This is a genomic window from Solemya velum gill symbiont, from assembly GCF_002020255.1.
Classification (GTDB): domain Bacteria; phylum Pseudomonadota; class Gammaproteobacteria; order Chromatiales; family Chromatiaceae.
The window spans coordinates 31,437-43,615 of sequence record NZ_MPQG01000020.1 but is presented as its reverse complement, the minus strand read 5'-3'; the positions used below and the strand labels follow the sequence as shown (position 1 = coordinate 43,615).

Sequence of the window (12,179 nt, the reverse complement as noted above, 5' to 3'; positions counted from 1 at the left end):
TGATTGCACCGATCGCAATGGAAGAAGGCCTGCGTTTCGCGATTCGCGAAGGTGGCCGTACTGTTGGCGCCGGTGTTGTAGCAAAGATTATCGAGTAATCGATACTCTATCGTGACGCGAAAGAGGCGGGCGCATTGCGCCACCTCTTTCGTCGTTTCGCAAGATAGGAAATATGCATCGCCAGAAGCGGTGCTTCATGGAAGAGAAATTGTTTGTATTCCCTGGGATCAGGGTAATTACAGGCCAGTGGCTCAATTGGTAGAGCAGCGGTCTCCAAAACCGCAGGTTGGGGGTTCGAGTCCCTCCTGGCCTGCCACTTTTAAGTTGGCAGGATGAACGTAAAGGCAGAACAACAAACTACAGCAATGGATACCATCAAGTTGATGGCGGCTATTGCAATTCTGATTGGCGGAATCGCAGCATTTTATATGTTCGAGGCGCAATCAACCCTGTTGCGCGTGATTGCCTTGCTGGTAATTACGGGCGTTGCTACGGCTGTTGCATTGACATCGGCACAAGGCAAGTCGCTTTGGAGCTTTGCCACTTCGGCGCGTACCGAGGTACGCAAGGTTGTATGGCCGAGTCGCCAGGAAACCTTGCAGACGACACTGATCGTTCTGTTTGTCGTATTGCTGGTTGGGCTGTTCCTGTGGGCCGTTGACGGCATACTGGGCTGGATCCTTCGTTCAATCGTTGGCACCGGGGGCTGATATGGCTAAGCATTGGTATGTTGTACATGCCTTTTCGGGCTATGAAGGTCGTGTCAAACGTTCGCTGGAAGACGCCATTGAGCGCGCAGGCATGCAGGATTTCTTTGGTGAGATTCTCGTCCCGACAGAAGAGATTGTCGAAATGCGCAGCGGGTCACAGCGACGCAGTGAACGCAAGTTCTTTCCCGGTTATGTGCTGGTGAACATGGAACTGACGGATGAGACCTGGCACCTGGTGAAGAATGTACCCCAGGTAATGGGCTTTATCGGTGGAACGGGAGACCGTCCTGCACCGATCACTGAAAAGGAAGCCGATGCGATTCTGCAGCGTGTGCAGGAAGGCGTCGACAAGCCGCGTCCAAAGGTGTTGTTCGAAGCGGGCGAAGTTGTACGTGTCACAGATGGTCCGTTCAACGATTTCAGCGGTGTTGTAGAAGAAGTCGACTACGACAAGAGCCGTTTACGTGTTTCTGTCATGATTTTTGGACGATCCACTCCTGTGGATCTCGAATTCGGTCAGGTCGAAAAGAGCTGATCATTAACCAGCCTTAAACGGCTGTTGTTTAATTTATTGTCGGGGAGCAAAGGTAACCAGTCCCTTGCGTCATTACCCGCAGGAGTAAAATATGGCTAAGAAGATCGAAGCTTATATCAAGCTTCAGGTTCCTGCACAGGAAGCGAATCCAAGTCCACCTGTTGGTCCGGCACTGGGTCAGCACGGTGTCAATATCATGGAGTTCTGTAAGGCGTTCAACGCACAGACCCAGGGTATCGAGATAGGCATGCCTGTACCTGTAGTGATCACGGTTTACGCTGATCGCTCATTCACCTTCATCATGAAGACGCCGCCAGCGGCAGTTCTTCTGAAGAAGGCTGCAGGTATCAAGTCTGGCAGTGGCGAGCCCAACACAAACAAGGTTGGCAAGGTCAATCGTGCGCAGCTCGAAGAGATTGCGACCATGAAAATGCCTGACCTGACTGCTGCAGATATGGATGCAGCCGTACGTACTATTGCTGGCAGCGCGCGCAGCATGGGTCTCGACACGGAGGGTGTGTAAATGGCTAAGCTGTCAAAGCGCCAGAAGGCGATTAACGAGAAGATTGAGCTCGGCAAATTCTATGTTGCTGAAGAAGCATTCAGCCTGTTGAAAGAGCTCTCTTCAGTCAAATTCTCCGAGAGTGTTGATGTTGCAATCAACCTCGGTATCGATGCACGTAAATCTGACCAGGTTGTACGTGGATCAAGCATTCTGCCAAACGGCACTGGTAAAGATGTCCGCGTTGCGGTATTTACCCAGGGTCCGAATGCAGATGCTGCTAAAGAAGCCGGTGCGGACATCGTTGGTATGGATGATCTCGCAGAAGAAGTCAAAAAGGGCAACATGGATTTTGATGTTGTCATTGCTTCACCGGATGCAATGCGTGTTGTTGGTCAGCTGGGACAGATTCTCGGTCCACGCGGCCTGATGCCTAACCCGAAAGTTGGCACTGTAACACCTAACATCGCAGAAGCGGTCAAGAATGCCAAGTCTGGCCAGGTACAGTTCCGTGCCGACAAGAACGGCATCATTCACTGCTCGATCGGCAAGGTTGATTTCGAACCGAGCGCGCTGCAGCAGAACCTTGAAGCACTGATTGTTGACCTGAAGAAGGCCAAGCCAAGTGCTGCAAAGGGTATTTATTTGAAGAAGATGTCGGTTTCCACCACCATGGGACCGGGTCTTACGCTGGACCAGGGCTCTCTAACCCTCTAACAGCTGTGAATTCCAGTGCATTCGTGCACTGAAAAAAGAACTTTGTGGCAATGACCGGTTTACCGGTCGTGGCCGTCAAAGACCGCAGGTGCGGCAAGCGATTGCTGCTTAATTTCCCGCGCAGACGGGGCCATGTCAGGATACCCTGGTTACGACCAGAAAACCTGATAGCGGTCACGTTAACGTCAACTTGGCATTTGCCGGGTTGAATTTGTTTAACGGAATCATTGATTCCACCGTAGTCAGGAGGTGACTAGTGGCTCTTAATCTTGAGCAGAAAAAAGCCATTGTCGCCGAAGTTGCTGAAGTAGCAGGAAGTGCATTTTCTGCGATCGCGGCCGAGTACCGTGGTCTTGGCGTTGACGAGATGACAGCATTGCGCAAACAGGCGCGTGATAATGGTGTCTATCTTCGTGTTGTCAAGAATACGTTGGCTCGCCGTGCCGTAGAAGGTACTGATTTTGAATGTATGCAGGAAGGCCTTACCGGTCCGCTGCTGCTGGCATTCTCCCAGGAAGATCCTGGTTCTGCTGCTCGCGTCATTAAAGACTTTGCCAAGGAGCACGATCTACTTGAAGTCAAGCTGGTTTCCATTGGTGGACAGATGCTTGATCCGAGCGAGATTGGAACCCTGGCAAAAATGCCGACTTACGACGAAGCAGTCAGCATGCTGATGGCCGTCATGAAAGCACCAGTTGAGAAACTGGCACGCACCATGAACGAGGTCCCGGGCAAGCTGGTACGCACCGTTGCAGCGGTTAAAGACGCAAAAGAAGCGGCTTAAGCGATTAATTGGCTGATTCACCTTAGTGTGTTGAAGCGTATTCAGGAGTAAATATTGTGAGTAAAGAAGATATCCTCGAAGCGATTGCCAGCATGAGCGTAATGGAAGTTGTTGAGCTCATCGAAGCAATGGAAGAGAAGTTTGGTGTTTCTGCTGCCGCTGCAGCAGTTGCTGTTGCTGCACCTGGTGCCGAAGGTGGCGCTGCTGCAGAAGAACAGACTGAATTCGACGTAGTTCTGACTGGTTTCGGCGACAACAAAGTTGCCGTTATCAAGGCAGTCCGCGGCGTAACCGGTCTGGGTCTGAAAGAAGCCAAAGAAGCAGTAGAGAGTGCACCCACTCCGCTGAAAGAAGGCGTCGAGAAGGCCGAAGCAGAAGACCTCAAGAAGCAGCTCGAAGAAGCAGGCGCTACCGTAGAGATCAAGTAAGATCTTGTACGGTAAGTTTGCCGACTCTTGAGCGGACAGGCTGGTGACCGGAAGGTCACCGGCCTTTTCCCGCTTCTGAATTGGCATATAGTCCGGCGTGATCCGCCGGCGATATGACGGGCGAAAGCCCAGTGGTTTCCCGCAATGCGGGAGTGTTCCGAATAATCCCGAGGGACGGAAAAGATGGCGTACAGTTTCACAGAAAAGAAGCGTATCCGTAAAGACTTTGGCAAGCAGGAAAGTATTCTGCAAGTGCCATTTCTTTTGGCTACCCAGATAGACTCATACCGTGATTTTCTTCAGTTTGATGCGAATCCCGACGAGCGTGATGACAAAGGTCTTCATGCAGCTTTCAAGTCTGTCTTTCCAATCGAGAGTTATTCAGGCAGTGCTGTTCTCGAGTACGTCAATTACCGTCTCGGCGAGCCGCCATTCGATGTGCGCGAATGTCAGCTGCGTGGTTCGACCTACGCTGCACCATTGCGTGTGCTCGTCAAGCTCGTCATCTACGACAAGGAAAGCAAAGAGAAGAACCGTGTAAAAGAGGTTCGCGAGCAGGAAATCTACATGGGCGAAATGCCTCTGATGACTGATACCGGCACCTTTGTTATCAATGGTACCGAGCGTGTTATCGTCTCCCAGTTGCACCGTTCGCCTGGCGTTTTCTTCGACCATGACAAGGGCAAGACCCACTCTTCGGGCAAGCTGCTCTTTTCTGCACGCGTGATTCCATACCGTGGCTCATGGCTCGATTTCGAATTTGATCCGAAGGATTGTGTTTTCGTCCGTATCGACCGTCGTCGCAAGCTGCCAGCAACCATTCTGCTGCGTGCACTCGGTTACGAAACAAGCGAAATGATCGATATGTTCTTCGAGACAGATACTTTCAATCTGTCAAAGAAGGGTCTGACTGCCGACCTGGTTCCTGCGCGTCTGCGTGGTGAAACCCTCGATCTTGATATAAAGATCAAGAGCAAGGTACTGGTTGAAGCCGGTCGCCGTATTACCCAGCGCCACATCAATGAACTCGACAAGGCAGGCATCACCAAGCTGGACGTGCCTCTCAACTACCTTGTCGGTCGTACGATCGCGCATGACGTGGTTGACAAGGAGACAGGTGAAATCCTGGTTAACGTCAATGACGAGATTACAGAAGAGATGGTCGAGGCGATGATCGAGAATGGTGTTAAAGAGATCAAGACTCTCTTCACCAACGATCTTGACCACGGTCCTTTCCTGTCTGATACCTTGCGTATAGACCCAACCGACAGCAAGCTTGCTGCCCAGGTTGAGATCTATCGCATGATGCGTCCGGGCGAGCCGCCAACAAAAGACGCAGCCGAGAACCTGTTCGACAACCTCTTCTTCTCACCTGATCGCTATGACCTTTCAGCGGTCGGTCGCATGAAATTCAACCGTCGTCTCGGTCGTGAAGAATCTGAAGGTTCGGGCGTTCTCTCAAATGAGGATATCGTCGAAGTCCTCAAGACACTGATCGATATTCGTAACGGCAACGGCATGGTCGATGACATCGATCACCTCGGTAACCGTCGTATCCGTAGTGTCGGCGAGATGGCAGAAAACCAGTTCCGCGTTGGCCTCGTACGTGTCGAGCGTGCGGTCAAGGAGCGTCTCAGCCTCGCAGAGAGTGAAGGCCTGATGCCGCAGGAGATGATTAACTCCAAGCCGGTTTCGGCTGCAATCAAGGAGTTCTTCGGTTCAAGCCAGCTGTCACAGTTTATGGACCAGAACAACCCGCTGTCTGAGATCACGCACAAGCGTCGTGTTTCTGCACTGGGCCCGGGCGGTCTGGCACGTGAGCGTGCAGGCTTTGAGGTACGCGATGTGCATCCAACCCACTATGGTCGTGTATGCCCGATCGAGACTCCTGAAGGACCGAACATTGGTCTGATCAACTCGCTCGCAGTCTATTCGCGTACCAATGACTATGGTTTTCTCGAGACTCCGTACCGTGTTGTCAAGGATGGCAAGGTCACTGATGACATTGATTATCTCTCCGCAATCGAAGAGAGTCGCTACATGATCGCACAGGCGAACGCCGTGCTGAGTGACAAGGGTGCGCTGACGGAAGAGCTTGTCTCATGCCGTTTCCAGAACGAATTTACACTCTCGACACCAGATAAAATCGAGTACATGGACGTATCGCCGAAACAGATCGTATCTGTTGCTGCGGCACTGATCCCATTCCTCGAGCACGATGACGCAAACCGTGCATTGATGGGTTCAAACATGCAACGCCAGGCAGTACCAACCCTGAAGGCAGACAAGCCACTGGTCGGTACAGGAATCGAGCGTGTTGTTGCCATCGACTCGGGTGTTGGTGTGGTTGCTAGTCGCGGCGGTCATGTCGAGTCAGTTGATGCAATGCGTATCGTTATTCGTGTTAATGACGACGAGGCGATTGCTGGTGAGTCAGGCGTTGATATCTACAGCCTGACCAAGTACATGCGTTCAAACCAGAACACCTGTATCAACCAGCGTCCACTGGTACGTACCGGTGATCAGATTTCACGTGGTGACGTACTTGCCGACGGCCCGTCAACAGACAAGGGCGAGCTGGCACTGGGTCAGAACCTGCGAGTCGCTTTCATGCCGTGGAACGGCTACAACTTCGAGGACTCCATCCTGATTTCGGAGCGTGTCGTCGAGGAAGATCGTTTTACCACGATTCATATCGAAGAACTGACCTGCATGGCGCGTGATACCAAGCTGGGTTCAGAAGAGATTACAGCGGATATCCCGAATGTCGGTGAGTCTGCACTCGGCCGCCTTGATGAGTCAGGAATTGTATTCATCGGTGCCGAGGTCAAGGATGGCGACATCCTGGTCGGTAAGGTTACGCCGAAAGGTGAAACCCAGCTGACTCCGGAAGAGAAACTGCTGCGTGCAATCTTCGGTGAGAAGGCATCTGATGTTAAAGATACTTCACTGCGTGTTCCATCAAGCATCAGCGGAACCGTTATCGATGTACAGGTCTTTACCCGTGACGGCGTCGAGAAAGATGCACGTGCACTGGAGATCGAAGAAGCCGAACTCGAACGTGTCCGCCAGAACCTCAACGACCAGTTGCGCATTATGGAACTCGACACCTTCGCACGTGTTGAGAAGATGTTGATCGGAAAGGTTGCTGATGGCGGTCCAAACAAGATCAAGAAGGGCACCAAGGTCACCAAGGCGTATCTCGCAGAGCTGGAGCAGGATCAGTGGCTCGAAATCAGGTTGCACAACGAAGGTGCTGCCAAGCAACTCGAGATGGTTGCAGAGCAGGTCAAGAAGCAGCGTGAAGACTATCGCGAAAAGTTTGAAGAGAAGCGCCTCAAGCTGACAACCGGTGATGACCTGGCTCCAGGCGTACAGAAGATGGTTAAGGTCTATGTAGCCGTCAAGCGTCGTATCCAGCCAGGTGACAAGATGGCGGGACGCCACGGTAACAAGGGTGTTATTTCGAAGGTTGTTCCGGTCGAGGATATGCCTTTCGACGAGAATGGTACTCCTGTCGATATCGTACTCAACCCGCTGGGTGTACCGTCTAGAATGAATATCGGACAGGTACTTGAGACCCATCTCGGTTTTGCTGCCAAGGGACTTGGTGACAGAATCGGCGAGATGCTTGATGCACAGAAGAATGCCAGTGAAGTACGTGGATTCCTCGACAAGGTATACAACACCAGTGGCAAGAAAGAAGACCTCGACAGCTTCAGTGATGACGAGATTTTCGAGATGGCCGGCAACCTGCGTGGTGGTGTACCAATGGCGACACCTGTATTCGACGGTGCGCACGAGGATGAGATCCGCGGCATGCTGAAACTTGCAGGTCTGCCGGAGAGTGGTCAGATGACTCTCACCGACGGTCGCACAGGTGAAGAATTTGAACGTCCGGTCACTGTTGGCTACATGTACATGCTGAAACTCAACCACCTGGTTGATGACAAGATGCATGCACGTTCAACCGGTCCGTACAGCCTGGTTACCCAGCAGCCACTTGGTGGTAAAGCACAGTTCGGTGGCCAGCGCTTCGGTGAGATGGAGGTCTGGGCACTCGAGGCCTATGGCGCATCCTACACACTGCAGGAGATGCTGACGGTCAAGTCGGACGACGTCAACGGACGTACACGTATCTATAAGAACATTGTCGATGGCGATCATCGCATGGAGCCGGGTATGCCGGAATCCTTCAATGTCCTTGTTAAAGAGATCCGTTCACTCGGTATCAATATCGAGCTGGAACAAGAGTAATCACGCCGGGAGATCAATTGTGAAAGATTTGCTGAATGTCCTGAAACAGGACCAGGTAGAAGAGTTTGATGCAATCCGCATTGGCCTGGCGTCTCCGGAGATGATCCGTTCGTGGTCATACGGAGAGGTCAAAAAACCTGAAACAATCAACTACCGTACCTTCAAGCCGGAGCGCGACGGTCTTTTCTGTGCCAAGATTTTTGGCCCGGTCAATGACTACGAGTGCCTGTGCGGAAAGTACAAGCGTCTCAAGCACCGCGGTGTGGTGTGTGAGAAGTGTGGCGTTGAAGTCACGCTGTCAAAAGTACGTCGTGAGCGTATGGGACATATCGAACTGGCTGCGCCCTGTGCACACATCTGGTTCCTGAAGTCGCTGCCATCACGTATCGGTCTGCTGCTGGACATGACGCTGAAGGATATCGAGCGCGTACTCTACTTCGAGTCATACGTGGTAATCGAGCCGGGCATGACCATGCTCGAGCGCAACCAGATGCTCTCTGATGAGCAGTACATTGAAGCAGTCGAAGAGTATGCTGACGAATTCGACGCTCGCATGGGTGCCGAGGCCGTTTTCGAACTGCTGCGCACTATCGATATCTCCAAAGAGATCGATCGCATGCGCGAAGAGATGGGCGCGACCAAGTCCGAGACCAAGATCAAGAAGCTCAGCAAGCGTCTCAAGCTGCTTGAGTCCCTGCAGAGTTCAGGTAACCGTCCCGAGTGGATGATCCTGAAAGTACTGCCAGTACTGCCACCTGAACTGCGTCCACTGGTACCGCTCGATGGCGGCCGCTTCGCAACATCTGATCTCAACGATCTTTATCGTCGTGTTATCAACCGTAACAACCGTCTCAAGCGACTGCTTGAGCTGATGGCTCCGGATATCATCGTACGTAACGAAAAGCGCATGTTGCAGGAATCTGTCGACGCGCTGCTCGACAATGGCCGTCGTGGCCGTGCCATTACAGGTTCAAACAAGCGTCCGTTGAAATCGCTTGCAGACATGATCAAGGGCAAGCAGGGTCGCTTCCGTCAGAACCTGCTTGGTAAGCGTGTCGACTACTCTGGCCGTTCGGTTATCGTAACCGGCCCGACACTGCGCCTGCACCAGTGTGGTATTCCGAAGAAGATGGCACTGGAACTGTTCAAGCCATTTATCTTCAGCAAGCTGCAGTGGCGTGGACTTGCCAACACCATCAAGGCTGCCAAGAAGATGGTTGAACGTGGTGATCCGGAAGTTTGGGATATCCTTGAAGAGGTTATCCGCGAGCACCCGGTCATGCTCAACCGTGCACCAACACTTCACCGTCTCGGTATCCAGGCATTTGAGCCGGTTCTGATCGAGGGCAAGGCGATTCAGCTGCACCCACTCGTCTGTACCGCGTTCAACGCCGACTTTGACGGTGACCAGATGGCGGTACACGTACCCCTGTCGCTGGAAGCACAGCTCGAAGCGCGCTCGTTGATGATGTCGACCAACAACATTCTCTCGCCTGCGAATGGTGAGCCGATCATCGTTCCTTCACAGGACGTGGTCCTGGGTCTCTATTACATGACCCGCGAAAGAGTTAATGCCAAGGGTGAAGGCATGGTCTTCTCTGATATTCATGAAGTGCGTCGCGCTTATGATTCAGGAAATGCCGACCTGCAGGCCAAGGTCAAGGTTCGTATTACCCAGACGATTAATGATGACGATGGTGATAGCGAAACCACCACGACCATTATCGATACAACAGTCGGTCGTGCACTGCTTGCAGAAATCCTGCCTGAAGGGCTCTCTTTCGAACTGATGAACAAGGAGCTTGGCAAGCGCGCCATATCCGGCCTGGTCAACGCCTGCTATCGTCGTGTCGGACTGAAAGAGACAGTTATTTTTGCTGACCAGCTGATGTACACGGGTTACCGTTATGCAACCCGCGCGGCTGTTTCCATCTGTTCAAACGACATGGTGGTTCCGCCAGAGAAAGAGAGTATTCTTGCGTCTGCAGAAGCAGAGGTTAAGGAGATTCAGAATCAGTACGCATCAGGTCTTGTTACCCAGGGCGAGCGTTACAACAAGGTTATCGATATCTGGTCACATACCAACGACCAGGTTGCCAAGGCGATGATGACCAAGCTCGGTAAAGAGACTGTTACCGATGCTGAAGGCAAAGACGTTGAACAGAACTCGTTCAACTCGATTTTCATGATGGCCGATTCCGGTGCTCGTGGTTCGGCAGCTCAGATTCGTCAGCTTGCCGGTATGCGTGGCCTGATGGCCAAGCCGGACGGCTCAATCATTGAAACGCCAATCACGGCAAACTTCCGTGAAGGTCTCGATATCCTGCAGTACTTTATTTCAACTCACGGTGCTCGTAAGGGTCTTGCGGATACCGCCCTGAAAACTGCGAACTCCGGTTACCTGACACGTCGTCTCGTCGACGTTGCACAGGACATGGTTATCCTCGAGGATGATTGTGGAACAGAAAACGGCATCCTGATGATTCCGATCATCGAGGGTGGTGACGTTGTCGAACCACTGCGTGAGCGTATCCTCGGTCGTGTCGTGTCACAGCATATCTATCATCCAACAACTGAAGAGCTGTTGTGTGAAGCCGGCACGCTGCTTGATGAGCGCTGGGTCGATACGCTCGACCATAACGGTGTCGACCAGGTGTGGGTACGTTCTGCAATCACTTGTGATGCACGCGTCGGCGTCTGCTCCCAGTGTTATGGACGTGACCTCGCACGCGGACACCAGGTCAATACCGGTGAGGCTGTTGGTGTTATCGCTGCACAGAGTATCGGTGAGCCGGGAACCCAGCTGACCATGCGTACCTTCCACATCGGTGGTGCTGCATCACGAGCTGCTGCTGCGAACAGCATCGACGCCAAGAATGGCGGTAAGGTTCGCTACAGTGACCTCGAGTATGTTGAGCAGGAGTCAGGTAACCAGGTTGTTACCTCGCGTTCCGGTGAAGTCCACGTACTTGACGAGCTTGGTCGTGAGCGTGAGCGCTACAAGCTGCCATACGGTGCCACCTTGCTGGTCAAGGATGGATTGGAAATCGAAGGCGGTGCACTGATTGCAACATGGGATCCGCATACGCATCCGGTTATTACCGAGGTTGCCGGTATTCTGCAGTTCGTCGATTTTGTCGAAGGCGTCACAGTTGCAAGCCGTACTGACGACATTACCGGTCTGAAGTCACTTGAAGTTATCGATCCGAAAGCGCGTCCGGCTGCAGGCAAAGATCTGCGTCCGATGGTGAAACTGGTCGACGACAAGGGTAAGGACGTCAATATTGCACATACCAATATTCCGGCTTCCTACTTCCTGCCGTCAGGTTCGGTTGTTAGCGTTAAGGATGGTGCCGCGGTTAAGATTGGTGACACCCTTGCACGTATCCCGCAGGAATCTTCCAAGACTCGTGATATCACGGGTGGTCTTCCACGTGTTGCTGACCTCTTCGAGGCACGTAAACCGAAAGAGCCTGCGATTCTTGCTGAGTCTTCCGGAACCATCGGTTTCGGCAAGGAGACCAAGGGTAAGCAGCGCCTGGTCATCACTGATCAGAACGGTGAAACAACCGAGACACTGATCCCGAAATGGCGTCGTATTGATGTGTTCGAGGGTGAGCATGTTGAACGTGGTGAGATTATTGCTGATGGCGAACTCGTACCGCACGACATTCTGCGCCTGCGTGGAGTCACAGATCTTGCTGAATACCTGGTTAAGGAGATTCAGGACGTCTACCGTCTGCAGGGTGTAAAAATCAACGACAAGCACATCGAGGTCATCATTCGCCAGATGCTGCGTAAGGTTGAGATTACCGACTCCGGAGATTCACGCTTTATCAAGGGCGAACAGGCAGAGCGTTCACGCGTACTTGAAGCTAACGAGAAGCTGGTTGCAGAAGGTAAGCAGCCTGCACTCTATGATCCGGTACTGCTTGGTATTACCAAGGCATCGCTGGCAACAGAGTCTTTCATCTCTGCAGCATCTTTCCAGGAGACCACACGAGTACTCACGGAAGCAGCCGTTCGCGGTGCATCTGATGATCTTGTCGGCCTCAAGGAGAATGTTATCGTTGGTCGCCTGGTTCCTGCGGGAACAGGCCTCTCCTATCACAGGACTCGCAAAGATAACCGCGTGGTAGAAGAGACTGAAGTCGATACAACGCTTGCGGCGCAGGAAGTCGAGGCGGCAATCAAGGAGGCGCTCAGCGTTTCCGAAGAGTCTGATGAAAAAGGCACAGGAGAATAA

The 12,179-nt window shown here is 52.5% G+C and carries 9 protein-coding genes and 1 tRNA gene; all 10 read left to right on the top strand.

What is annotated here, in order from left to right:
* Positions 1-98 (top strand): EF-Tu C-terminal domain-related protein (locus BOW06_RS11530; RefSeq protein ID WP_078453405.1); only part of this gene is annotated, 98 nt, incomplete at its 5' end.
* 142 nt (positions 99-240) lie between these two features.
* Positions 241-316: transfer RNA gene (locus tag BOW06_RS11525), tRNA-Trp, on the top strand.
* A 16-nt stretch (positions 317-332) separates the two neighbouring features.
* Positions 333-710: a preprotein translocase subunit SecE gene (secE, locus tag BOW06_RS11520; RefSeq protein ID WP_078454763.1), complete on the top strand. Its 378-nt coding sequence runs from the start codon at positions 333-335 to the stop codon at positions 708-710.
* A 1-nt stretch (position 711) separates the two neighbouring features.
* On the top strand, positions 712-1,245 hold the full coding sequence (nusG, locus tag BOW06_RS11515; protein ID WP_043116046.1) for a transcription termination/antitermination protein NusG: 534 nt from the start codon (positions 712-714) through the stop codon (positions 1,243-1,245).
* Between the two features lie 91 nt (positions 1,246-1,336).
* Entirely contained in the window at positions 1,337-1,768 is a 432-nt protein-coding gene (gene rplK / locus BOW06_RS11510) for a 50S ribosomal protein L11 (protein ID WP_078454764.1), read from the top strand.
* Positions 1,769-2,464 (top strand): 50S ribosomal protein L1, encoded by a 696-nt coding sequence (gene rplA / locus BOW06_RS11505; RefSeq protein ID WP_043116043.1) that lies wholly within the window; start codon positions 1,769-1,771, stop codon positions 2,462-2,464.
* A 256-nt stretch (positions 2,465-2,720) separates the two neighbouring features.
* Complete coding sequence (rplJ, locus tag BOW06_RS11500; RefSeq protein WP_078455163.1) at positions 2,721-3,248, top strand: 50S ribosomal protein L10; 528 nt, start codon at positions 2,721-2,723, stop codon at positions 3,246-3,248.
* Positions 3,249-3,304: 56 nt separating this feature from the next.
* Positions 3,305-3,676: a 50S ribosomal protein L7/L12 gene (rplL, locus tag BOW06_RS11495; RefSeq protein ID WP_143555820.1), complete on the top strand. Its 372-nt coding sequence runs from the start codon at positions 3,305-3,307 to the stop codon at positions 3,674-3,676.
* A 183-nt stretch (positions 3,677-3,859) separates the two neighbouring features.
* On the top strand, positions 3,860-7,933 hold the full coding sequence (gene rpoB, locus BOW06_RS11490) for a DNA-directed RNA polymerase subunit beta (RefSeq protein WP_043116039.1): 4,074 nt from the start codon (positions 3,860-3,862) through the stop codon (positions 7,931-7,933).
* A gap of 19 nt (positions 7,934-7,952) precedes the next feature.
* Entirely contained in the window at positions 7,953-12,179 is a 4,227-nt protein-coding gene (gene rpoC, locus BOW06_RS11485; RefSeq protein ID WP_078459503.1) for a DNA-directed RNA polymerase subunit beta', read from the top strand.

Coding starts and splice junctions, on each gene's coding strand:
- secE (WP_078454763.1), top strand. CDS start 333: ATGAACGTAAAGGCAGAACAACAAACTACAGCAATGGATACCATCAAG.
- rpoB (WP_043116039.1), top strand. CDS start 3,860: ATGGCGTACAGTTTCACAGAAAAGAAGCGTATCCGTAAAGACTTTGGC.
- rplA (WP_043116043.1), top strand. CDS start 1,769: ATGGCTAAGCTGTCAAAGCGCCAGAAGGCGATTAACGAGAAGATTGAG.
- rplK (WP_078454764.1), top strand. CDS start 1,337: ATGGCTAAGAAGATCGAAGCTTATATCAAGCTTCAGGTTCCTGCACAG.
- nusG (WP_043116046.1), top strand. CDS start 712: ATGGCTAAGCATTGGTATGTTGTACATGCCTTTTCGGGCTATGAAGGT.